This window comes from Pseudomonas psychrophila HA-4, from assembly GCF_000282975.1.
Classification (GTDB): Bacteria; Pseudomonadota; Gammaproteobacteria; order Pseudomonadales; family Pseudomonadaceae; genus Aquipseudomonas; species Aquipseudomonas psychrophila_A.
Genome location: NZ_ALJC01000051.1, coordinates 21,240 through 45,001, shown reverse-complemented (window position 1 = coordinate 45,001; position 23,762 = coordinate 21,240). Strand labels below are relative to the sequence as shown.

General features: G+C 57.9%; 22 protein-coding genes. 15 read left to right on the top strand and 7 right to left on the bottom strand.

The annotated features are described in order from the left end of the window. The first annotated feature begins 86 nt into the window (after positions 1-86). The gene (locus tag B347_RS0106330) at positions 87-1,028 is read left to right on the top strand and encodes an AEC family transporter (RefSeq protein ID WP_019408864.1); all 942 of its coding nucleotides are present in this window, start codon (positions 87-89) and stop codon (positions 1,026-1,028) included. Here the strand turns inward: B347_RS0106330 and B347_RS0106325 are convergent. The 6 genes from B347_RS0106325 to gatC form a co-directional block, all read right to left on the bottom strand. Then, the gene (locus B347_RS0106325; RefSeq protein ID WP_019408863.1) at positions 1,025-1,396 is read right to left on the bottom strand and encodes a carboxymuconolactone decarboxylase family protein; all 372 of its coding nucleotides are present in this window, start codon (positions 1,394-1,396) and stop codon (positions 1,025-1,027) included. The genes B347_RS0106330 and B347_RS0106325 overlap by 4 nt on opposite strands. A gap of 11 nt (positions 1,397-1,407) precedes the next feature. Then, positions 1,408-2,448: a calcium/sodium antiporter gene (locus B347_RS0106320; RefSeq protein WP_026014016.1), complete on the bottom strand. Its 1,041-nt coding sequence runs from the start codon at positions 2,446-2,448 to the stop codon at positions 1,408-1,410. Positions 2,449-2,499: 51 nt separating this feature from the next. Beyond that, positions 2,500-2,871 (bottom strand): septal ring lytic transglycosylase RlpA family protein, encoded by a 372-nt coding sequence (locus B347_RS0106315; RefSeq protein WP_019408861.1) that lies wholly within the window; start codon positions 2,869-2,871, stop codon positions 2,500-2,502. Positions 2,872-3,005: 134 nt separating this feature from the next. Then, the gene (gatB, locus tag B347_RS0106310; RefSeq protein ID WP_019408860.1) at positions 3,006-4,451 is read right to left on the bottom strand and encodes an Asp-tRNA(Asn)/Glu-tRNA(Gln) amidotransferase subunit GatB; all 1,446 of its coding nucleotides are present in this window, start codon (positions 4,449-4,451) and stop codon (positions 3,006-3,008) included. A 10-nt stretch (positions 4,452-4,461) separates the two neighbouring features. After that, positions 4,462-5,913, bottom strand: a complete 1,452-nt coding sequence (gene gatA, locus B347_RS0106305) for an Asp-tRNA(Asn)/Glu-tRNA(Gln) amidotransferase subunit GatA (protein WP_019408859.1) — start codon at positions 5,911-5,913, stop codon at positions 4,462-4,464. A gap of 15 nt (positions 5,914-5,928) precedes the next feature. Continuing rightward, a complete protein-coding gene (gatC, locus tag B347_RS0106300) occupies positions 5,929-6,216 on the bottom strand; it encodes an Asp-tRNA(Asn)/Glu-tRNA(Gln) amidotransferase subunit GatC (RefSeq protein ID WP_019408858.1) in 288 nt (95 codons plus the stop codon). Positions 6,217-6,426: 210 nt separating this feature from the next. Between gatC and mreB the strand changes: the two genes are divergently transcribed. The 8 genes from mreB (at position 6,427) to tldD (ending at position 17,619) form a co-directional block, all read left to right on the top strand. Continuing rightward, positions 6,427-7,464: a rod shape-determining protein MreB gene (gene mreB / locus B347_RS0106295; protein WP_019408857.1), complete on the top strand. Its 1,038-nt coding sequence runs from the start codon at positions 6,427-6,429 to the stop codon at positions 7,462-7,464. A gap of 143 nt (positions 7,465-7,607) precedes the next feature. Next, positions 7,608-8,678, top strand: a complete 1,071-nt coding sequence (gene mreC / locus B347_RS0106290) for a rod shape-determining protein MreC (protein WP_081498262.1) — start codon at positions 7,608-7,610, stop codon at positions 8,676-8,678. Then, entirely contained in the window at positions 8,678-9,166 is a 489-nt protein-coding gene (gene mreD / locus B347_RS0106285) for a rod shape-determining protein MreD (protein ID WP_019408855.1), read from the top strand. Before mreC ends, mreD begins: the two co-directional genes overlap by 1 nt. Before the next feature lie 52 nt (positions 9,167-9,218). Continuing rightward, positions 9,219-9,824, top strand: a complete 606-nt coding sequence (locus tag B347_RS0106280) for a Maf family protein (RefSeq protein WP_019408854.1) — start codon at positions 9,219-9,221, stop codon at positions 9,822-9,824. 57 nt (positions 9,825-9,881) lie between these two features. Beyond that, positions 9,882-11,339, top strand: a complete 1,458-nt coding sequence (gene rng / locus B347_RS0106275) for a ribonuclease G (RefSeq protein ID WP_019408853.1) — start codon at positions 9,882-9,884, stop codon at positions 11,337-11,339. A gap of 78 nt (positions 11,340-11,417) precedes the next feature. Beyond that, positions 11,418-15,230, top strand: a complete 3,813-nt coding sequence (locus tag B347_RS0106270; protein WP_019408852.1) for a YhdP family protein — start codon at positions 11,418-11,420, stop codon at positions 15,228-15,230. 36 nt (positions 15,231-15,266) lie between these two features. Then, positions 15,267-16,115, top strand: a complete 849-nt coding sequence (locus tag B347_RS0106265; protein ID WP_019408851.1) for a carbon-nitrogen hydrolase family protein — start codon at positions 15,267-15,269, stop codon at positions 16,113-16,115. Positions 16,116-16,176: 61 nt separating this feature from the next. Continuing rightward, positions 16,177-17,619 carry a metalloprotease TldD gene (gene tldD, locus B347_RS0106260; protein ID WP_019408850.1) on the top strand — a complete coding sequence of 481 codons (1,443 nt, stop codon included), beginning with the start codon at positions 16,177-16,179 and terminating at the stop codon, positions 17,617-17,619. Positions 17,620-17,663: 44 nt separating this feature from the next. Here tldD and yjgA read toward each other — a convergent pair whose 3' ends face one another. After that, positions 17,664-18,185, bottom strand: a complete 522-nt coding sequence (yjgA, locus tag B347_RS0106255) for a ribosome biogenesis factor YjgA (protein ID WP_019408849.1) — start codon at positions 18,183-18,185, stop codon at positions 17,664-17,666. A 107-nt stretch (positions 18,186-18,292) separates the two neighbouring features. Between yjgA and pmbA the strand changes: the two genes are divergently transcribed. From pmbA to B347_RS0106225, 6 genes are all read left to right on the top strand, one after another. Then, positions 18,293-19,639 carry a metalloprotease PmbA gene (pmbA, locus tag B347_RS0106250; protein WP_019408848.1) on the top strand — a complete coding sequence of 449 codons (1,347 nt, stop codon included), beginning with the start codon at positions 18,293-18,295 and terminating at the stop codon, positions 19,637-19,639. Between the two features lie 271 nt (positions 19,640-19,910). Then, positions 19,911-20,306 (top strand): hypothetical protein, encoded by a 396-nt coding sequence (locus B347_RS0106245; RefSeq protein ID WP_019408847.1) that lies wholly within the window; start codon positions 19,911-19,913, stop codon positions 20,304-20,306. Next, positions 20,299-21,675 carry a class II fumarate hydratase gene (locus B347_RS0106240; protein WP_019408846.1) on the top strand — a complete coding sequence of 459 codons (1,377 nt, stop codon included), beginning with the start codon at positions 20,299-20,301 and terminating at the stop codon, positions 21,673-21,675. Before B347_RS0106245 ends, B347_RS0106240 begins: the two co-directional genes overlap by 8 nt. Positions 21,676-21,708: 33 nt before the next feature. Next, positions 21,709-22,158 carry a hypothetical protein gene (locus B347_RS0106235; protein ID WP_019408845.1) on the top strand — a complete coding sequence of 150 codons (450 nt, stop codon included), beginning with the start codon at positions 21,709-21,711 and terminating at the stop codon, positions 22,156-22,158. Position 22,159: 1 nt separating this feature from the next. Then, positions 22,160-22,771 carry a superoxide dismutase gene (locus B347_RS0106230; RefSeq protein ID WP_019408844.1) on the top strand — a complete coding sequence of 204 codons (612 nt, stop codon included), beginning with the start codon at positions 22,160-22,162 and terminating at the stop codon, positions 22,769-22,771. Positions 22,772-22,798: 27 nt separating this feature from the next. Further along, positions 22,799-23,692: a ZIP family metal transporter gene (locus tag B347_RS0106225; RefSeq protein ID WP_019408843.1), complete on the top strand. Its 894-nt coding sequence runs from the start codon at positions 22,799-22,801 to the stop codon at positions 23,690-23,692. Positions 23,693-23,762: the final 70 nt, after the last annotated feature.

The window sequence follows — 23,762 nt, the reverse complement described above, 5'->3', positions numbered from 1 at the left end:
AGGCTGTTGAAGCTTTCTTGCGGGGAAGCTTCAAACCTTCAAGCGCATGGACTAGCCACTTAACGACCTCACACGAGCGTGCTGACATGCTGGCTATCTTCTTTCAGACACTCTCGGTTACCGCTCCCGTGTTTGCCATGTTGTTCATGGGCATCGTGCTTAAGCGCGTGGGGTGGATCAACGACAATTTTATCCACACAGCGTCGGCACTGGTGTTCAACGTCACCATGCCGGCGTTGTTGTTTCTGGGCATTGTGCACGCCGACCTCAGGACCGCCATGCAGCCCAAGGTGCTGGGCTATTTCACGGCAGCGACGCTGCTCAGCTTTGCGCTGGCGTGGGGCTGGGCGATCTGGCGCTGCCCGCGCGAAGACCGTGGCATTTACACCCAAGGCGCTTTTCGCGGCAATAACGGAGTCGTGGGCCTGGCATTGGCTGCCAGCATGTACGGCGACTACGGTATTTCACTGGGCGCGGTACTCGCGGGGCTGGTGATTTTACTGTTCAACACGCTGTCGACCATCGTGCTGGCGGTGTACAGCCCGGTGATCAAATCCGACCCGTGGAGCATCTGCAAAAGCGTGGTCAAAAACCCGCTGATCATCAGCGTGTTGGCGGCGGTCCCGTTTGCGGTGTTCAAAATTGGCCTGCCTGGTTGGTTGCAGGCCTCGGGCGAGTACTTGGCGTCAATGACCTTGCCGCTGGCGCTGATTTGCATAGGTGGCACGCTGTCTCTGGCCAGCTTGCGCAAAAGCGGCAATCTGGCGCTGAGCGCGAGCCTGGTCAAAATGATCAGCCTGCCGTTCCTCGCGACATTGGGCGCTTGGCTTTGCGGCTTTCGCGGGCCGGAGTTGGGCACTCTGTTTCTCTATTTCGCCAGCCCGACCGCCGCTGCGAGCTATGTGATGGCGCGGGCGGCCAACGGCAATCATGAACTGGCAGCCTCGATCATCGTGATCACTACCTTAATGGCAGCGATCACGACCAATATCGGGATCTTTGTGTTGCAGTGGGGCGGTTGGATCTAGGCCTGGTAAGTGTCGATCACTTCTTGCGCTGCTCGAAATGCATCAATCGCTGCTGGCACTCCGGCATAGACCGCGCAATGCAGCAGCGCTTCACGGATTTCCTCGACCGTGCAGCCGTTGTTCAGGGCACCGCGGACGTGGCCTTTTAACTCTTGCGGGCACTTGAGCGCGGTGAGCGTAGCGAGGGTGATCAAGCTGCGGGTTTTTAGCGGCAGGCCCTCCCGGTTCCACACGCCGCCCCAGGCGTGTTCGTTGACGAAGTCTTGCAGCGGCTGGGTGAAGTCGGTGGCATTGCCCAGTGCGCGGTCGACAAATGCGTCGCCCATGACCTGACGGCGCATTTCAATGCCGGTTTTTTTAGTGTCCATCGCAAAACTCCTCAGTGTTGTCGACGCCACGCGCGCAGGGTACTGAACAGCAGAAACACCAGCAGCGCCGGCAAGATGTAAAACAGCATCAAGTGTTCGAGCTTGTTTGCCAGCGGCATGCCGGTGGTGAACGACACCACGTGCAGGGCATAGGCCAGGTACAGCCCAAGAAACAGCAGGCCTTCGGCACGTGTGACGCGGTAGCCGGTGTAGAACACAGGCAGACACAACACGGCAACACCGAGCATGACCGGCAAGTCGAAGTCCAGGGCATTGGGCGAGACGGACAGCGGTTCGGGAGCCAATAAGGCCGTAATGCCGAGTACGCCGAGCAAATTGAAGACATTGCTGCCAATCACGTTGCCGACGGCGATTTCGCGCTGGCCGCGAAAGGCCGCGATCAGTGAGGTGGCCAGTTCTGGCAGGGACGTGCTGACGGCAATGATGGTCAGGCCGATGATGCGCTCGGACAGGCCCAGTTCGGTGGCCACTTCGACGGCGGCGCCCAGCAGTAGATGCCCGGCGGCGCCCAGCAGCACCAAGGCGATGAGCATCAACAGTACGTTGTGTAGCCATGAGGTGCGTGGCAGGTCGTGGCTGACAGGGTGATGGCCGCTGTGACGCGATTGGCGCAGTAGCAGGCCTAGGTAGCACAGCAGGCCGACAAGCAGGATGGCGCCAGCGAGGCGATTGAATTGGGTGGTCAATGCCAGGCCGTACACCAGCCCGCTGGCGATGATCATCAGCGGGATGTCCAGGCGCACCAGTTGGCGAGACACGCGCAACGGAATTATCAGGGCCGAGAGCCCGAGCGTGACCAAGATGTTGAAGATGTTGCTGCCGATCACGCTGCCCACGGCGATGTCCGGGGTGTCATTGAAAGCGGCTTGTAGGCTGACGGTCATTTGCGGTGCGCTGCTGCCGAGCGCGACCACGGTCAAACCGACCAGCAAGGGACGAACTTTTAGGTTGGCGGCCATGCGTACAGCGCAAAGCACCAGCAACTCGGCGCCGGCAATCAGCATCACGAGGCCGCAGAATAATTGCAGCAGGTTCCACGGTGATAAAGCGCTCAAGCCCAAAATGGTGACTCACTCAGTCGGTTAATCACTCAAGCCCTGAACCCGGACGTTGGCGGTGCCGTTGCTCAGCATACCCAACTGCTGGGCGGCCTGGCGTGAAAGATCGATCAGACGGCCGCGGGTATGCGGGCCGCGATCATTGATGCGCACCACCACCGATTTATCGTTGCTGAGGTTGGTGACCCGCACGCGAGTGCCGAATGGAAGGGCGCGATGGGCTGCGGTGAGAGCATTTTGATTGAAAGGTTCGCCGCTGGCCGTACGTTTGCCGTGATGCCGAGCGCCGTAATAAGAGGCAACGCCGGTTTCGTCATAGCCGCGTGGGTCTATGTCATGGCTGGCGCAGCCGGCGAGCAAGCTGAGCAGGGCGCAGGCGCCGAGTAGCTGCTTCATGGGGGGAGTCCTTTGTGTGCTGAACAAGCCTCACACCCCGTGGGAGCGGGCTTGCTCGCGATACCAGCGATTTGGTTTTTCTGCATGACCGCGTCGATGCTTTCGCGAGCAAGCCCGCTCCCACAGGCTGCTGTTTAGCCTTCGAGCTTGCTTTTCAGCAGTTCGTTGACTTGTTGCGGGTTGGCTTTGCCTTTGGACGCTTTCATCGCCTGACCCACGAAGAAGCCAAACATTTTGCCGCGTTTGGCTTCATCCGCCGCGCGGTATTGTTCGACCTGCTCGGCGTTGGCCGCCAACACGTCATCCAGCACCTTTTCAATGGCCCCGCTGTCGGTCACTTGCTTGAGGCCTTGCTTGTCGATGACTTCATCGGCAGTGCCTTCGCCATTGGCCATCGCCTCAAACACCACCTTGGCGATTTTGCCGGAGATGGTGTTGTCCTTGATGCGCAGCAGCATGCCGCCCAGCAGTTCGGCGCTGACCGGCGACTGGTCGATGTCCAGGCCTTGTTTGTTGAGCAGGCTGCCCAATTCAACCATGACCCAGTTGGCCGCCAGTTTGGCGTCACCGCAGATGCTCACAACCTGCTCGAAGTAGTCGGCTTGTTCGCGGCTCGAAGCCAAAACGCTGGCGTCGTAGGCGGACAAACCGAACTGCGATTGGAAGCGCTCGCGTTTTTGCGGTGGCAGTTCCGGCAGTGTGGCGCGCACGTCTTCGATGAACGAGTCTTCGATGACGACTGGCAGCAGGTCTGGGTCCGGGAAGTAACGGTAGTCGTTGGCTTCCTCTTTGCTGCGCATGGCGCGGGTTTCGTCTTTGCTCGGGTCATACAGGCGGGTTTGCTGGATAACCTTGCCGCCGTCTTCGATCAGCTCGATCTGGCGCTGTACTTCGCTGTTGATCGCCTTCTCGATGAAGCGGAACGAGTTGACGTTCTTGATCTCGCAGCGGGTACCGAACTCGGCCTGGCCGACCGGGCGTACCGACACGTTGCAGTCGCAACGCAGCGAGCCTTCGGCCATGTTGCCGTCGCAGATGCCTAGGTAGCGCACCAGCGCGTGCATGGCTTTAACGTAGGCAACAGCCTCTTTGGCGCTGCGCATGTCAGGCTCGGACACGATTTCAAGCAGAGGTGTGCCCGCACGGTTCAAGTCGATACCGGTGGAGCCGCTGAAGTCTTCGTGCAGGCTTTTGCCCGCATCTTCTTCCAGGTGGGCACGGGTAATGCCGACACGTTTGACGGTGCCGTCTTCTAGGGTGATGTCCAAATGGCCTTTGCCAACGATCGGCAACTCCATTTGGCTGATCTGATAGCCCTTTGGCAGGTCCGGGTAGAAGTAGTTCTTGCGCGCGAACACGTTGTGCTGACCGATTTCGGCATCAACAGACAGGCCGAACATAACGGCCATGCGCACGGCTTCTTGGTTCAGGACCGGCAACACACCTGGCATGCCGAGATCAACTAGGCTGGCCTGGGTGTTCGGCTCAGCGCCGAATGTGGTGGCGCTGCCGGAGAAAATCTTCGATTGGGTGGCGAGCTGGGAGTGAATTTCCAGCCCGATCACAACTTCCCATTGCATATGTTTCTCCTCAGAAGCCAGCAGGTGAGCGCGTGTGCCAGTCAGTGTTCAACTGATACTGGTGAGCGACATTGAGCAAGCGACCTTCCTGGAAGTAAGGCGCAAGCAACTGCACGCCGACTGGCAAGCCATCGACAAAACCGGCTGGCATCGACAGGCCAGGCAGGCCCGCGAGGTTGGCGGTAATGGTGTACACGTCTTCCAAATAGGCAGAAACCGGGTCGCTGTTTTTAGCGCCGATTTTCCAGGCCGGGTTAGGCGTGGTTGGGCCGAGGATGATGTCGACTTCGTTGAAGGCGGCCATGAAGTCGTTTTTGATCAGACGACGGATTTTTTGCGCTTGCAGGTAGTAGGCGTCGTAGTAACCCGCCGAGAGGGCGTAGGCACCGACCAGAATCCGGCGTTGCACTTCCGGGCCAAAGCCTTCGGCGCGCGAGCGCTTGTACAAGTCGGTCAGGTCTTTCGGGTCTTCGCAGCGATGGCCGAAGCGCACGCCGTCAAAACGCGACAGGTTGGAGGACGCTTCGGCTGGCGCGATCACGTAGTACGCAGGAATCGCGTGCTGCATGTTTGGCAGGCTGATGGTCTTGATCACGGCACCGAGCTTTTCGAGCTCTTTGATGCTGTTATGCACCAACTCGGCAATGCGCGGGTCGAGGCCTTCGCTGAAGAATTCACTCGGGACACCGATACGCAGCCCTTTGAGCGAACCATTGAGGTTGGCGCTGAAGTCCGGGACCGGCTCGTCGATGCTGGTGGAGTCTTGAGGGTCAAAGCCCGCCATGCCTTGCAACAAAATGGCGCAGTCTTCGGCCGTGCGTGCCAACGGACCGCCCTGATCTAGGCTTGAGGCATAAGCGATCATGCCCCAGCGCGAAACACGACCGTACGTCGGTTTCAGACCGGTGAGGTTGGTCAGTGCTGCCGGTTGGCGAATCGAGCCGCCGGTATCGGTGCCGGTGGCTGCCGGTAACAGACGAGCGGCAACGGCTGCGGCCGAACCCCCTGACGAACCACCGGGTACATGCTCAAGATTCCACGGGTTTTTGACTGCGCCGTAGTAGCTCGATTCGTTGGCCGAGCCCATCGCGAACTCGTCCATGTTGGTCTTGCCCAGGCTGACCGCGCCCGCCGCGGCAAGCTTGGCCACTACGGTGGCGTCGTACGGTGCCTTGAAGTTGTCGAGCATCTTCGAGCCACAGCTGGTACGCACGCCCTGGGTGCAAAACAGGTCTTTGTGCGCGATCGGCGCGCCCAGCAATGCGCCGGTTTCACCGTTGGCGCGACGTGCGTCAGCGGCCTTGGCCTGTTCTAGCGCAAGGTCTTCGGTGAGTGTGATGAAGCTATTGAGCTGAGGATCGAGCTGCGCGATACGCGCGAGCAACGTCTTGGTCAGTTCTTCGGAAGAAAACTTTTTATCGGCGAGTCCGCGGGCGATCTCGGCCAGAGTCAATTGATGCATGCAGGCTCTTTCCCTTTACTCGATGACTTTCGGAACCAGATAGAGGCCGTTTTCGACCGCTGGTGCGATGGACTGGTAAGCCTCGCGATGATTGCTTTCAGTCACGACGTCTGCGCGCAGGCGCTGGCTGGCTTCCAGTGGGTGGGCCAGAGGCTCGATGCCGTTGGTGTCGACAGCCTGCATCTGATCAATCAGCCCCAGAATGCTATTAAGGGCTTCGGTGGTGCGTGGGATATCGGCATCATTGAGACCCAGACGGGCCAAATGTGCGATTTTTTCCACGTCGGAGCGTTCAAGCGCCATGGGATTCTCCAGTGGAAAACAGGACGGATGCTATCCGTGTGTTAGATTGTCGGAACACTACCGCATTTCTACGGTCATATGGCCGCGATTGTGGGGGTTGGTGCACGGAAAAGCGGTCAATTTAACATATTGGCGCCTTGCCCAAAATCCCTGTCGTTGTTAGAGTTTGCCGCACTTTTTTACCCACGCGTTGCCTAGGGTCCCTTTCCCATGTTCAAGAAACTGCGTGGCATGTTTTCCAGCGATCTTTCCATCGACCTGGGCACTGCCAACACCCTTATTTACGTGCGTGAGCGCGGTATTGTCCTGAATGAGCCATCAGTTGTGGCTATTCGGACGCACGGTAACCAGAAAAGTGTCGTTGCCGTCGGCACCGAGGCCAAGCGTATGCTCGGCCGTACACCGGGCAACATTGCTGCCATTCGTCCGATGAAGGATGGCGTGATTGCCGACTTCAGTGTTTGCGAAAAGATGTTGCAGTACTTCATCAACAAAGTGCACGAAAACAGCTTCCTTCAGCCAAGCCCTCGGGTTTTGATTTGTGTACCGTGCAAATCGACCCAGGTCGAGCGTCGCGCTATTCGTGAATCGGCACTCGGTGCCGGTGCCCGTGAAGTGTTCCTGATCGAAGAACCAATGGCTGCGGCGATCGGTGCAGGCCTGCCGGTTGAAGAAGCACGCGGATCGATGGTTGTCGATATCGGTGGTGGTACCACTGAAATCGCTCTGATCTCCCTGAACGGCGTGGTTTACGCTGAATCCGTTCGGGTTGGCGGCGACCGCTTCGACGAAGCAATCATCACTTATGTGCGTCGCAACTACGGCAGCCTGATTGGTGAGTCGACCGCTGAGCGCATCAAGCAGGAAATCGGCACTGCCTACCCAGGTGGTGAAGTACGTGAAGTCGACGTACGTGGCCGTAACCTGGCAGAAGGCGTTCCACGTGCTTTCACCCTCAACTCCAATGAAGTGCTAGAAGCGCTGCAAGAGTCGCTGGCTACCATCGTTCAGGCTGTTAAAAGCGCACTGGAGCAGTCTCCACCAGAGCTGGCTTCGGACATCGCCGAGCGCGGTCTGGTACTGACCGGTGGTGGCGCCTTGCTGCGTGACCTCGACAAGCTGCTGTCTCAGGAAACTGGTCTGCCGGTGATTGTTGCCGAAGACCCGCTGACGTGCGTAGCTCGTGGTGGTGGCCGTGCGCTGGAAATGATGGATAAACACACGATGGACCTGCTTTCCAGCGAATAAGATCGTTGGTGCAGTCCTATGGTTATCACCAGAAGGTAGCACTTTGCAGTGCTGCCTTTTGGCGTTTATCTTCTGTCAATCTTCATCCAGGCCGCTTTGACGCCGTATGAATACATTGAACACTTGCCCCGGAGGAGCGGCCTATTAAACCGCTCTTCTCCAAAGGCCCCTCATTGGGCGTGCGCTTTCTAGTGCTAGTCGTGCTATCGGTCGCGCTGATGGTGGTCGATGCCCGCTTTACGTTGCTCAAGCCAGTACGCAGTCAAATGTCGCTGGTGCTGATGCAGACGTATTGGATTACCGATTTGCCGCAACGCCTGTTTCAGGGGGTTGCCAGCCAATTCGGCAGTCGCACTGAACTGGCGGCTGAAAACGAAAAACTCAAAACTGAAAACCTTCTGCTTCAAGGCCGTATGCAAAAGCTGGCCGCCTTGACCGAGCAGAACGTTCGCCTGCGCGAGTTGCTGAATTCCTCCGCGTTGGTCAACGAAAAGGTAGAAGTGGCCGAATTGATCGGTATGGACCCCAATCCCTTTACCCACCGCATCATCATCAACAAGGGTGAGCGCGACGGTGTAGTGCTGGGGCAGCCGGTACTCGATGCTCGCGGGTTGATGGGCCAGGTGGTTGAGCTGATGCCCTACACCTCGCGTGTACTGCTGCTCACCGACACCACCCACAGCATCCCGGTGCAGGTTAACCGCAACGGTCTGCGCGCGATTGCCAGTGGCACTGGCAATCCTGAGCGCCTCGAACTGCGTCACGTGGCCGACACGGCCGACATCAAAGAGGGCGACTTGTTGGTCAGCTCTGGTTTGGGCCAGCGATTCCCGGCCGGTTACCCGGTAGCGACCGTGAAAGAAGTCATTCATGACTCTGGCCAGCCATTCGCCATCGTGCGCGCCGTTCCGACCGCCGCCTTGAATCGCAGCCGTTATTTGTTGCTGGTATTCAGTGACAGCCGAACCCCGGAAGAACGCGCTAATGATGCGGCTCAAGCCCAAGAGGCTGAGCAAAAGGGCGAAGCACCACCGATTGTTCCTGCAACGGTGCCTAAACCTGTCACCTCCGTGCCTGCAACGGCTGCGCCAGCTGCCGCCACTGCTGTGGCGCCTGCCCCGGCTGCGGCTGAGCACAAGGTTGTGAAAAAACCAGCTCCTGCCGCAGCCAAGCCGCCAGCCGCTGCGCCGGCCACTACTCGGGAGAGGCAATAATGGCGGGTAATCATTCGCGAAATGGCTGGATTGTCTGGCTGACATTTGCCATTGGCCTGTTGCTCAGCGTTTCTCCGTTGCCGCAGTTCATGGAAGTTCTGCGCCCATTGTGGCTGGCTTTGTTGCTGGCGTTCTGGGCGCTGGCCTTGCCGCACAAAGTAGGCATGGTCACCGCTTGGTGCCTGGGCCTGACAGAAGACGTGTTGTATGGCACTTTGCTTGGGCAGAACGCCTTGATTCTGGCCCTCATCACCTTTTTGGTGTTGTCACTTCAGCAGCGCCTGCGTACGTTCCCAATGTGGCAGCAAAGCCTGGTCATACTGGTGATTTTTGGTTTGGCTCAATTGGCTCAGCTATGGCTTAGCGCCTTGACCGGTAATCGTCAGCCCACTCTGGCGCTGGTATTGCCTGCATTGGTCAGTGCGTTGCTCTGGCCGTGGGTCAGTTACGGACTGCGTGGGTTGCGCCGACGTTTCAAAATCAATTAATGCAATCGCGAGCCATTTCCTGGTTTGTGCACCTCGACAGGGAGATGTCTTGATGACTCCGCTTTTTCTGGCCTCTGGCTCACCGCGCCGACGCGAGTTACTGACTCAAATCGGCGTGCCGTTTAGTGTGGTCAGTGCCTCGATTGATGAAGCCCCTCTCCCTGACGAACCCCCTACGGCCTATGTCGAGCGCCTAGCGCGAGAAAAGGCCCGGGCCGGGCGTGAGCAACTGCTGACATCGACCCCTGGCGCTGTATGTTGTGTCTTGGGCGCCGACACGGCCGTGGTGCTGGATGAGCAGATTCTCGGTAAACCGGTCGACGAAGCGGATGCCTTGGCTATGCTCATGGCGTTATCTGGCCGGGAGCATGAAGTATTGACCGCCATTGCCATTATTGAGGCCGAGCGCTGCGAAACCCGAGTGGTGCGTAGCCGGGTCAGTTTTAGAAGTATCAGCCAGCAAGAAGCTGCCCTCTATTGGGCCAGCGGAGAACCGCAAGATAAAGCCGGTGGCTACGCTATTCAGGGGTTAGGCGCAGTGTTTGTGGCCGGCCTCAATGGCAGCTATTCCGGGGTTGTGGGATTGCCCGTCTGCGAAACCGCAGACCTGCTTGGGCAATTTGGCATACCTTGCTGGCAAAACCTTACCGTGCGCTGAACACCGCGCCCTACGTGACTTGGCACTAATGTGATGACGCCTGAACGAGACCCAGCCATGAGTGAAGAGATCCTGATCAACATCACGCCGATGGAATCGCGCGTGGCGGTGGTAGAGAACGGTGTTCTGCAAGAGGTGCATGTCGAGCGTACCCAGCGCCGTGGCATTGTTGGCAACATTTATAAAGGCAAGGTGGTCCGGGTTTTACCTGGCATGCAGGCCGCCTTTGTCGATATCGGACTGGACCGCGCAGCTTTTATTCACGCTTCCGAAATTTCCCTGCGTGAAGGCCAGGCCGTTGAGAGCATCAGCGCACTGGTGCACGAAGGCCAAAGCCTGGTGGTGCAAGTCACCAAAGACCCGATTGCCTCAAAGGGCGCGCGTCTGACGACCCAACTCTCGATACCTTCGCGTTATCTGGTGTACATGCCGCGTACAGCGCATGTCGGCATTTCGCTGAAAATCGAAGACGAAGCCGAACGTGAACGTCTCAAACAGGTGGTCAGCGACTGCGTGGCTCAAGAAGGCATTAAGGAAGCGGGCGGTTTTATCTTGCGCACGGCAGCCGAAGGTGCCGGTGCGGATGAAATCCTGATGGACATTCGCTACCTGCGCCGCCTGTGGGACCAGATTGGTTTGCAGATCAAAACCGCTGGCGCTCCGAGTGTGATCTACGAAGACTTGGGCCTGGCGCTGCGCACCCTGCGCGATCTGGTCAGCCCCAAGATCGAAAAAATCCGTATCGATTCGCGTGAAACCTTCCAGAAAACCACTCAATTTGTGGCTGAACTGATGCCGGAAATCGCTGACCGCCTTGAGCATTACCCTGGCGAGCGGCCTATTTTCGACCTGTACGGCGTGGAAGGCGAAATCCAGAAAGCACTGGACCGCAAGGTTCCGCTCAAGTCGGGTGGCTATCTGGTGGTCGATCCGGCAGAAGCCATGACCACCATCGACGTCAATACCGGCGCGTTTGTCGGTCATCGCAACCTCGAAGAAACCATCTTCAAGACCAACCTCGAAGCCGCCACCGCCATTGCCCGGCAACTGCGCCTGCGCAATCTGGGCGGCATTATCATCATTGACTTCATCGACATGGAAGATGAAGAGCACCAGCGTCAGGTGCTGCGGACCCTCGAAAAACAGCTCGAACGCGACCATGCCAAGACCAACATCATCGGGATAACCGAGTTGGGCCTGGTGCAAATGACCCGCAAACGTACCCGTGAAAGCCTGGAACAGGTGCTGTGCGAACCCTGCGTGTGCTGCCAGGGCCGCGGCAAACTGAAAACTCCTGAAACCATTTGCTACGAAATCTTCCGTGAAATTCTCCGTGAGGCCCGCGCCTATCAAGCCGTTGGCTATCGTGTATTAGCCAGCCAGAGAGTTGTTGATCGCTTGCTGGACGAAGAATCAGGCAACGTTGCAGAACTGGAAGGGTTTATTGGCCGGACGATTCGTTTTCAGGTCGAAACCATGTACTCGCAGGAACAATACGACGTGGTACTGCTCTGAAGTATTTGACGTTGTATCTGTACGACAGGGGGCTCGGTTTATCAGCCCCTTTGACCATCACTAAAGGGGCCACCTGACATGGAGCGTCTACCACGCTTTTTTGCCGCGCTGACCCGCTGGGGATTCGGTCTATGTGCCATGGGGCTGGTAGTCATGGCGCTGTACGTCAGCTTGGGCCGCGAACTGACGCCGCTGATCGCTGAGTACCGCGTGGAAGTCCAGACCAAAGCCCGCGATGCCTTGGGCATGCCGTTGACCATCGGCAGCCTCGAAGGCAGTTGGAAAGGCATGGCCCCCGTGCTGCTGGCGCATGACGTGATGGTCGGTGAGGGCAACAGTGCCCTGCGTTTGGATGAAGTGAAGGTGGTACCTGATATTTGGGCCAGCCTACTGAATCGCGATATTCGTCTTGCTCATGTTCAATTGGACGGCCTGAATCTGAGCCTGCGTCAGGGCCAGGACGGCCACTGGGCGCTTCAAGGCTTGCCCGTCCAAGATGACCAGCCGCTGGACCCCGAACAACTGCTCAATCAATTGCAGCGCGTGGCGCGGGTTTCCGTTCTCGACAGTCAAGTCACCCTCGAACCCTACAAGCAAGCGCCGTTGACCCTGACGTATGTTGGGCTGACTCTAGACGTCGGCGCGTCTGATCAGCGCCTCGATGCACGTTTAACCTTGCCCGATGGTCAGCCCGTTGCGCTCAGCCTCAAGACCCAGGTACACGCCAGCCGCTGGCGTGATGGCGCGGCCCAGGCCTATGTCAGCCTGCCGCAAAGTGATTGGGCGAAATGGTTGCCAGCCAGCCTGATTCAGCCGTGGAAAGTGTCTGAACTCAAAGCAGGCGGCGAATTTTGGTTTAACTGGGGCAAGGGCACCGTGCAAAGCGCGGTTGCTCGCTTGAATGCTCCTGCGCTGAGCGGTGCCTACGCAGATCGCAAACCCAAGACCATTGAAAACCTTGCGCTGCATGCTTGGGTGCAGCGAGGCAAGCAGGGTTTCAACGTGGTGCTCGACTCATTGGCAATGAGCCTCGGCGATAAACGCTGGGAAACCCGGATGCAGTTGCAGCAGTTTGCCGCGACGGACGCCGAGCAGGAACGCTGGCACTTGCAGGCCGATCATCTGGACCTCACGCCGATCACGCCTTTGATGGACTCGTTGGCCCCGATGCCGGAAGCAGTGGCTAAGGTGATTGACCAACTGAGTGTTACCGGTACGTTGCGCAATGTGCTGGCTGACTATCGCCCCACTGCCACAGACGATCAAAAAGTCAGCTTTGCCGCTAACTTGCAGCAAGTTGGCTTCAATGCCACCCACGGTGCGCCGGCTGCGCGCAACGTCAGTGGTTTAATCAGCGGTGACTTGGGCAAGGGCGAACTGCGACTCGACAGCAAAGACTTTTCCCTGCACTTGGACCCGATCTTTGCCAAGCCTTGGCAGTACCTGCAAGCCAACGCTTTGCTCAAATGGACGCTGGATAAGAACAGCTTCACCCTGATTGCGCCCTATATAAAAGTGCTGGGTGAAGAGGGCAAGATTGCCGCTGACTTCCTGATTCGCATCCATATGGATCATTCCCAAGAAGACTACATGGACCTGCGCGTCGGGCTGACCGATGGTGACGGCCGATTCACCCCCAAATACCTGCCCGAAGTCTTGAGCCCGACGCTTACCGAATGGCTGAGCACTGCGATAATCAAGGGCGCTGTTGAAGAAGGCTTTTTCCAGTATCAGGGCTCTCTCGACCACGATGCAGTCGATGCGGCGCGCAATATCAGCCTGTTCTTTAAGGTCCATGGCGCCGAATTAGCCTTTCAGCCGGGTTGGCCGCATGTGCGCAATGTATCTGGTGACGTCTTTATTGAGGACAGCGGTGTACGGATCATGGCCAGCAAGGGCCAGTTGCTCGACACCCAAGTGCGCAATGTCGCAGTCAATATTCCCCATGTACCGACCGGCAAGATCAGCCATCTGTTTTTGGATGGGGATTTCGACGGCGGGCTGGGTGACGGCCTGAAAATTCTGCAGGATGCGCCGATTGGTACCGAGTCGACGTTTGCCGGGTGGCAGGGTGAGGGCTCGCTGAAAGGTCGGGTTGATCTCGACATCCCTCTGGAAAAAAGCGTAGAGCCGAAAATCCTGGTGGACTTCGCCACGGACAAAGCCCGCCTTAAAATCAGCGAGCCGGAGCTTGAGTTGACGCAACTCAAGGGCGACTTCCGCTTTGACAGCGCCAAGGGGCTGAGCGGCAAAGGCATCAGCGCCCGCGCCTTCGATCAGCCGATAACGGCGCAGATTTTTGCTGACGGTAAGCCGGGAAAAATCAGTACCCGAGTGGTGGCGAGCGGTCAGGTCGGGGTTAAAAAGCTGACTGACTGGCTCGCGGTCAACCAGCCAATTCCGGTGTCTGGCAATTTGCCTTATCAGTTGCAGCTCACGCTAGACGGCGCTGACAGTCAGTTACGGGTCAGTTCCAACCTCAAAGGCGCGGTCGTCGACTTGCCCGCACCGTTTGGCCTGGCAGCCAATGAAAGCCGCAATACGGTGTTTCGCATGACCTTGCAAGGGGCTGAGCGCCGTTACTGGTTTGACTACGGTGATCTGGCCAATCTGACCTTTGCCGCACCCAACGGCAAGTTTGAACAGGGGCGCGGCGAGTTGTTTCTGGGCGATGGCGACCCTGTGCTACCTACGACCAAAGGTCTGCGTATTCGCGGTGTATTGTCTGAATTGGACGTTGCCCCGTGGCAGGCGCTGGTCGAGCGCTATGCGGGCAAAGACCCGGGAGGCAGCGCCAAGCAACTGCTTAGCAGTGCTGATTTTAAGGTGGGAAAACTCATCGCGTTCGGCACTCAGCTTGACCAAGTGCACGTGCAGATGACACGCAGTGCAGCATCTTGGGGGCTACAGATTGACAGCAAACAGGCCGCAGGCGCCGTTACGCTGCCGGATGCGAAGAATGCGCCTATCAGAGTGACGATGCAGACTATCCGGCTGCCGGCCCCTGACCCCAAGTCGGTCACTGATGTGAACGCCCCGGATCCTCTGGCCTCGGTCGATCCGCGCAAAATCCCGGCGCTGGACATCATCATCCGTCAGCTTTACCAAGGGGCTGACTTGTTGGGCGCTTGGTCCTTGAACATACGTCCGACCAGCCGCGGGATCAATCTGAATAACCTGAGCCTGGGCCTCAAGGGCTTATTGCTGGAGGGGTCGGGTGGTTGGGAAGGCACTGCGAGCAACAGTAGCAGTTGGTACAAAGGCCGTTTGGGCGGTGGCAATCTAGCTAATGTGCTGAAGGCGTGGGGCTTCGCGCCAAGCGTGACCAGCGAAGATTTTCATGTCGATGTCGACGGTAAATGGCCGGGTTCACCGGCCTGGATTGGCCTCAACCGGTTCACCGGCACACTGGATGCGACGCTGAATAAAGGTCAGTTTGTCGAGGTGGACGGCAGCGCTCAAGTCGTGCGTATTTTTGGTCTGCTGAACTTCAACGCCATAGGCCGGCGCCTTCGGCTGGACTTCTCGGATCTGTTTGGCAAAGGTTTGAGCTACGACCGGGTCAAGGGGTTCCTGAGTGCCAGCAATGGCGTGTACCGCACCACCACGCCGATCCTCATGACGGGCCCGTCGACTAACCTTGAGCTAAAGGGTACGTTGAATATGGTCACCGACCAGGTCGATGCCAAGTTGCTGGTGACGCTGCCGGTGACCAACAACCTGCCCCTGGCTGCCCTGTTGGTGGGCGGGCCCGCGGCAGGTGGGGCCATGTTCTTGCTCAACAAACTGATCGGTGATCAGGTCTCGCGTTTTGCCAGCGTGCAATACAGCATTCAAGGTCCGTGGAACGAGCCGAAAATCACCTTCGACAAGCCTTTCGAGAAAAACTAGGAGTAGCATGACGTCAGATATTTCCAGGAGTGCGTCATGTCTTTAGCGGTGATTCAAATGGTCAGCCAGAGTGATGTGCTGGCCAATCTGGCTCAGGCCCGGCGCCTGTTGGAAGAAGCCGCCGAACGTGGCGCGAAACTGGCAGTGTTGCCTGAAAACTTTGCTGCTATGGGCCGACGCGATATTGCCGATATTGGTCGTGCAGAGGCATTGAGTGAAGGCCCGATTCTGCCATGGTTGAAACAGACCGCCCGCGACCTCAAGTTATGGATAGTGGCGGGCACATTGCCGCTACCGCCTCCTGGGCAACCGGATGCCAAGGTTAATGCCTGCTCATTGTTGATTGACGCTGACGGCGAGCAAGCCGCGCGCTACGACAAGCTGCACCTGTTTGATGTGGATGTATCTGATAGCCGTGGCCGCTACCGTGAATCCGATGACTATGCGCCAGGCTCGCGGGTGGTGGTGGCTGACACGCCGGTTGGTAAATTGGGCCTGAGCGTTTGCTATGACCTGCGTTTCCCTGAGCTGTACAGCGAGTTGCGAGCAGCCGGTGCTGAGTTGATTACCGCACCTTCGGCCTTTACCGCCGTTACCGGGGCTGCGCACTGGGACATTCTGATTCGGGCTCGGGCCATCGAAACCCAGTGTTATGTATTGGCGGCAGCGCAGGGCGGTGTTCATCCTGGCCCGCGTGAAACTTATGGGCATGCCGCCATTGTTGATCCGTGGGGGCGAGTGTTGGCACAACAGGCGCAAGGCGAGGGCGTATTGCTGGCCGAGCGAGATACGACTGAACAAGCAGCCATTAGGGCGCGCATGCCGGTGGTGAATCATCGGCGATTTTTTTCGCAGGGCGCACAGCGACCTGCAACGCAGGACTAATTTTCAGGCCCGTGGGTTCAGCACTCAAAGATGCTGAGGCAGGGGTCAAGACGGAGTGAATATGAGCGAGTTGTTGACCTCAGTCAGCGAACACCTGTTGGCACCGGGCGGTGTCACCATCGAAAGCCTGCAAAGCGTGTTGGGCGACCTGGCCGGGCCGGGGATTGATGCGGCAGATTTGTATTTCCAGGGCCAGATTTCCGAATCCTGGGCGCTGGAAGACGGCATCGTCAAAGAAGGCAGCTTTAACCTTGATCAAGGGGTTGGCGTGCGCGCCCAGTCGGGCGAGAAAACCGGCTTTGCCTACAGCAACGCCATCACGCTAGAAGCCTTGGGGCTGGCTGCTCGGGCTGCCCGCTCCATCTCTCGCGCCGGGCAAAACGGCACCGTGCAAGCCTTTACAACGCAAGACGTCGCTCAGTTGTATGCCCCGGACAACCCGCTGGAAGTCATCAGCCGCGCTGAAAAGGTCGAGTTGCTCAAGCGCATCGATGTGGCTACGCGGGCTCTTGATCCGCGTATTCAGCAAGTGACGGTGAGCATGGCTGGGGTTTGGGAGCGTATTTTGGTCGCCTCCACCGACGGCAGCCTGGCGGCTGATGTACGGCCGCTGGTGCGTTTCAACGTGAGTGTGATCGTTGAGCAAAATGGTCGTCGTGAGCGCGGCGGGCATGGTGGCGGCGGGCGCACTGACTACCGCTACTTCCTGACGGACGACCGTGCCATGGGCTATGCCCGTGAGGCGTTGCGCCAAGCATTGGTCAACCTTGAGGCCGTTCCGGCACCTGCGGGCACCATGCCGGTGGTTCTGGGTTCGGGTTGGTCCGGCGTCTTACTGCACGAAGCTGTCGGGCACGGTCTAGAAGGCGACTTCAACCGCAAGGGCAGTTCAGCCTACAGCGGTCGCATGGGTGAAATGGTTGCGTCCAAACTGTGCACCATCGTCGATGACGGCACGTTGGCCGGTCGTCGTGGCTCGTTGAGCGTCGATGATGAAGGCACCCCGACCGAGTGCACCACGCTGATTGAAAACGGCGTGCTCAAGGGCTACATGCAAGACAAACTCAACGCGCGCCTGATGGGCGTTGCCCGCACCGGTAATGGCCGCCGCGAATCGTACGCGCACCTGCCGATGCCACGCATGACCAACACTTACATGCTGGGTGGCGAAAGCGATCCGGCCGAAATCATTGCTTCGGTGAAAAAAGGCATTTATTGCGCGAATCTGGGTGGTGGTCAGGTCGACATCACCAGCGGCAAGTTTGTGTTCTCCACCAGCGAGGCTTACTTGATCGAGGACGGCAAAATCACTCGCCCAGTCAAAGGTGCGACCCTGATTGGCAACGGGCCGGAAGCGATGAGCAAAGTGTCGATGGTCGGTAACGATCTGTCGCTGGACAGCGGCGTAGGCACGTGTGGCAAGGATGGGCAGTCGGTGCCGGTCGGCGTTGGGCAGCCAACCTTGAAGATTGACGCGATTACAGTGGGCGGTACGGGCGGTTGATGGGCAGTGAGTGGGTTGCAGGGCAACCCACTCACACACGAGATTTAACGCAGACCGCGTTGTGTCTCGTCCAACCCACGAATGTACTTAAACAATTTGCGGCTTGAGGCCGGTGCCTTGTTATGAGCCAGTTCGTGTTTGGCCTGACGGATGATCGAGCGCATTTGCTGGCGATCAGCCTCAGGAAACTCGGCAACAAACTTTTCCAGTACAGCGTCGTCGCCTTCGATCAGGCGATCACGCCAGCGCTCGAGGTTGTGGAAACGTTCGTTGTATTGGCGAGAAGAGGCATCGACTTGATCGATCAACGCAAGAATTTCGTCGAGCGGTTGATCGCGCATCAGTTTGCCGATGAACATCATATGGCGCTTGCGCGCAATGTGAGCCGTGTGTTTTGGAGCATCTGCCAGAGCCTTCCGCATTGCGTCAGTCAAAGGCATTTTGTTCAGCAAATCAGGCTTGAGAGTCGTGAGACGCTCGCCCAGATCAACCAGAGCATGCAGCTCTTTTTTGACCTGTGTTTTGCTTTTTTCGCCGTCGAAGGCGTCGTCGTAAGAATCAACCATGGTGGCAGTCCGCAAAGAAACGCCGCCATGATAACCAGTCGGGGGCCGCTTGTCCGGCCCGGTCGCTCGGCGGCCCTACCGAAAACAGAATTTGAGTGGAGAAAACCATGAGTGCAGTACAAAGCGTCGGCCCGCAGGCCTTGCCGGCACTGCAACAGCAGGTCGAACAAATCATCGCCGAAGCCAAGCGCCAAGGCGCCAGCGCCTGCGAAGTTGCTGTGTCACTGGAGCAGGGCCTGTCGACCTCTGTACGTCAGCGCGAAGTCGAAACCGTTGAGTTCAATCGTGACCAAGGTTTTGGCATCACGCTGTATGTTGGCCAGCGCAAAGGCTCGGCCAGCACCTCGGCCACCGGCCCTGATGCCATTCGCGAAACGGTTGCCGCAGCCTTGGCGATTGCCAAGCACACCTCCGAAGACGAAAGCTCGGGACTGGCCGATGCCAGCCTGATGGCGCGCGATCTTAAAGATTTTGATGTGTTCCACACGTGGGACATCACCCCGGAACACGCCATTGAAAAAGCCCTGGCGTGCGAAGCCGCCGCTTTTGACGCTGACAGCCGGATTAAAAACGCTGACGGCACTACGCTTAGCACGCATCAAGGTTGCCGTGTATACGGCAACAGCAATGGCTTTATCGGCGGTTCGGCGTCGACCCGCCACAGCCTGAGCTGCGTGATGATCGCTGAAGGCGACGGCCAAATGCAGCGCGACTACTGGTATGACGTTAACTGCCAGGGCGAATTGCTGATGGACGCGGCCAGCATCGGCCAGCGCGCTGCTGAACGTGCAGCTCGTCGTCTGGGCTCGCGTCCGGTGCCCACCTGCGAAGTTCCTGTGTTGTTTTCGGCGGAACTGGCGGGTGGTTTGTTTGGCAGCCTTTTGGGAGCGATTTCGGGTGGCAACTTGTACCGAAAATCGTCTTTCTTGCTGGATGCGCTGGGGCAACAGATTTTCCCTGAGTGGCTGACCCTGGACGAGCGTCCACACTTGATGCGTGCCATGGGCAGTTCGTCATTCGACAACGATGGCCTGGCCACTTACGCCAAACCGTTCATCAAAGACGGCGAACTGGTGTCCTACATCCTCAGCACATACTCGGGCCGCAAACTGGGTCTGCCGAGCACCGCCAACGCGGGTGGCGTTCACAACCTGTTTGTGACCCATGGTGATGAAGACCAGGCCGCATTGATCCGTCGTATGGGCCGAGGCTTGTTCGTGACCGAGTTGATGGGCAGTGGCCTGAACATGGTGACCGGCGATTACTCGCGTGGTGCGGCAGGTTTCTGGGTCGAGAATGGTGAGATTCAGTTCCCGGTTCAAGAAGTCACCATCGCGGGCAACATGCGCGACATGTTCAAACAGATCGTTGCTGTGGGTAATGACCTAGAACTGCGCAGCAACATCCGCACCGGCTCGGTGCTGATCGAACGCATGATGGTGGCAGGCAGCTAAATCTATTCGGCCGTACACCAAGGCGTATCACCCTTTTGGGCGATACGCCTTTTTTGTATGTGCGCCAATCTCTGTGGGAGCCGGGCTTGCCCGCGATACAGGCAACTCGGTTTGTCTGATGCACCCTGTCGACTCAATCGCTGGCAAGCCAGCTCCCACACGATTTGTGTTTGCTCGCGGATGGGCAAAACGGTATCTACCCCTTTAGTGCACTTGTTTTGATAATCAATATCGCTTAATAATGAATCTCATTATCGATCGAGTCTAGGTCATGAGTTCAGCCTTGCATGAAGGCCCCTATCTGGAAAGCTGGCGCTGGATGAGCCGTCAGATCCGTTGCGGGCTTGCGCCAGACGAGCCGCGTCTGATTGAGCATTACCTCGCGGAAGGCCGCTACCTTGCAGGTTGCACGGCGACATCCCCATGGATGATTGCCGTCACCTCGTTCCGGCTCTTGCTTGATACAGCATCCGATACGGCCTTGCCCTGGCACTGGCGCTCTCTATGCCTGGACCATGCGTGGCGCCCGCTGCGCGATATGGAAAATCAAGCCCTGTGCAACTGCCGTCTCAAGCGCTGGCAAAGCTGTGCCTGGCAATTGGCGACCTGCGAACTCGAACCCTCAATTTCTTTAACAGAACTGCTGCAAGGATTTCCTGATGAGTAATACGCGTATCGAACGTGACAGCATGGGTGAATTGCACGTACCTGAGGCGGCGCTGTATGGCGCACAAACTCAACGTGCGGTGGATAACTTCCCGATCAGTCATCAACGTATGCCTGCGCAATTCATTCGCGCACTAATTCTGGCCAAGGCTGCTGCCGCCAAGGCCAACGTTGAGCTCAAACAAATCAGCGAAGCGCAGGGCGACGCCATCGTCGAGGCCACGCAGATCCTGCTGGCGGGCGATTTCATGGAGCACTTCCCGGTGGATATTTTCCAGACCGGATCGGGCACCAGTTCCAATATGAACGCCAACGAAGTGATCGCCACCTTGGCGACGCGGGTGCTAGGCGAAGTGGTCAACCCTAACGATCACGTCAACTGTGGGCAAAGCAGCAACGACATCATTCCCACCACGATCCATGTCAGCGCCGCCTTGGGGCTGCATGAAGAACTGCTACCAGCGCTTACGCATCTGGTGCAGGTGATCGAACACAAGGCCGAGCAGGTTCACGTCTACGTTAAAACCGGCCGGACGCACTTGATGGACGCCATGCCGGTGCGCATGAGCCAAGTGCTTAATGGTTGGGCGCAGCAGCTCAAAGCCAATATCGAACACCTGCACAATCTGCAACCGGCGCTGCAATCGCTGGCCCAAGGCGGCACCGCAGTAGGCACGGGGATCAACGCGCATCCGCAGTTTGCCGGGCTGTTCAATCAGCAGCTCAGTGCGCTGACCCACGTCAAATTTACGCCCGGCAAAGACCTGTTTGCCTTGATCGGCTCGCAGGACACGGCGGTTTCGGTGTCGGGACAACTTAAAGCGACTGCCGTGTCGTTGATGAAAGTCGCCAACGACCTGCGCTGGATGAACTCCGGCCCGCTTGCAGGCTTGGGTGAGATTGAACTGCAAGCCTTGCAGCCGGGTTCTTCGATCATGCCGGGCAAGGTCAACCCGGTGATCCCGGAAGCCACGGCGATGGTTGCTGCTCAGGTGATCGGCAATGACACGGTGATCACCATCGCCGGTCAGTCGGGCAACTTTGAGTTGAACGTGATGCTGCCGGTCATTGCGCAGAACCTGCTGAGCAGTATTGAGCTGCTTACCAATTCCAGTCGCTTGCTGGCCGACAAGGCCATTGCCAGCTTCAAAGTCAATGAATCCAAGCTCAAGGAAGCCTTGTCGCGTAATCCGATTCTGGTGACGGCCCTGAACCCGATCATCGGCTACCAAAAAGCCGCCGAGATCGCCAAGACCGCCTACCAACAGGGGCGTCCAGTGATTGACGTCGCCCTTGAATACACCGACTTGCCGCGCAGCCAGCTTGAGGTCTTGCTTGACCCCGAGAAGTTGACCGCAGGCGGCGTTTAACTGACCGACCTAATCACTGCTTTGGAGGTTCACATGGAGCACTGGAAGCGCACGATCGAAAGAGCCAATCGCTGTTTCGCTGAGGGCGAGTTGGTCGATGCTCGAGAGCATTACTTGCAGGCGCTGGCGCTCGCGCAAGTGCTGTTTGAGCGCTGGAGTGATGCCGATGAAGCAGTGGCGGCCTGTGTCATTTCGCACCACAACCTGGCGGATCTGCACTTGCGCCTTAACCAGCCGGAGGAGAGCGTTGAATACCTCTGTGCGATTCATCAGCGTTTACTGCAAACCATGCAGAACGCTCGCCTGACGCCCGCACTGCGTGAAGCAGCACTGTGTCAGAGCAGCAAAACCTATGTCGAGCTTTTGAATTTCATCAGCGAGCACGGTGAATACCCGCGCTCAAATCTGCTGCTCAAAAGCGCCGTGGCGCAAGCCTGCCACGAATTCTCAACGGTCAGTGGCCATCATTTAGGAGCACATTGATATGACTTACACCTTGCCTGCCTTGCCTTATGCCTACGATGCGCTTGAGCCGCATATTGATGCGCAAACCATGGAAATTCACTACACCAAGCACCATCAGACCTACATCAATAACCTCAATGCAGCAGTCGATGGGACCGAGTGGGCGCAATGGCCGGTCGAAAAACTGGTAGCCAGCGTTCATCAACTGCCTGAAAAGCTGCGTGCAGCCGTGATCAACCAGGGCGGCGGGCATGCCAACCACTCACTATTTTGGGAAGTCATGAGCCCCCAAGGCGGTGGTCAGCCTGAAGGTGCATTGGCCAAGGCGATTGATGATCAACTCGGTGGTTTGGACACCTTTAAGGAAAACTTCACCAAGGCCGCCTTGACTCGTTTTGGCAGTGGTTGGGCCTGGCTCAGTGTGACGCCGGACAAAAAGTTGGTGGTTGAAAGCAGTGGTAACCAAGACAGCCCGCTGATGAGCGGCAATACTCCGATTTTGGGTTTGGACGTGTGGGAACACGCCTACTACCTGCGTTATCAAAATCGCCGCCCGGAATACATTAATGCGTTTTACAACGTGATTAATTGGCCGGAAGTGGCGCGACGCTATCAAGCTGCGATTGCCTAAGCCTACCGAGAAGGATTCAGGCAGATTATGGGCTCGCAAATTTTAGCGATCAGTGGCGTGCGAATGTTTCGCTATGCGCTGGGCACGCTCTTGCTGTTGACAGGCACCGCCCTGCTAGTAGCTAAGGGCCTGGTCTGGCTGGATCTTGAGCCGAGGCTGTTGCGGGCCTTACAAGGCGGAGCGCTATGCGCGCTGGGTACCGCCTTGGGTGCTGTGCCGGTGTTGGTTATCCGAAAAATGCCCATAGCGGTCAGCGACAGTTTGTTGGGTTTTGGGGCCGGGGTCATGTTGGCAGCTACGGCTTTCTCGCTGATTGTGCCGGGTATTGCGGCGGCGCAAAATCTTGGATTGTCGTCATGGGGTGCCAGCGGCCTGGTCAGTGTGGGTATTTTGCTGGGGGCATTTTTTCTGTTTCTGGTCGACCTCAAAGTCTCCGGTGCCGTCCCTGAAATGATCATCAGCAAGCCCGGCGAGCCCGTGATTGCGCCGCGCATCTGGCTGTTTGTGATCGCCATTGTGGCGCACAACATCCCGGAAGGGATGGCGGTGGGTGTGTCGGCGGGTGGTGGCATGCCAGACGCTGATAGCCTTGCGATGGGCATTGCGCTGCAGGATGTGCCCGAAGGGCTGGTGATCGCTTTGGTACTGGCGGGTGCTGGCATGTCGCGGGTCAAGGCGTTCCTGATTGGCGCCGCATCAGGTTTGGTCGAGCCGGTATTTGCGTTGCTCTGCGCCTGGCTGGTGAACTTGGCTGAAGTTTTATTGCCATTTGGGCTGGCGTTGGCGGCAGGGGCAATGTTGCTGGTGGTGACCCAAGAGGTGATCCCTGAATCGCGGCGCAATGGCCATGAAAAGCTCGCGAGCCTGGGCTTGTGCCTCGGCTTCTGCCTGATGATGGTGATGGATACCGCACTGGGCTAAAGCCCGCATTGATGCCCTAAAAATCCGTAGGAGCGAGCTTGCCTCGCGATCTTTTGATCTTAAAAGATCG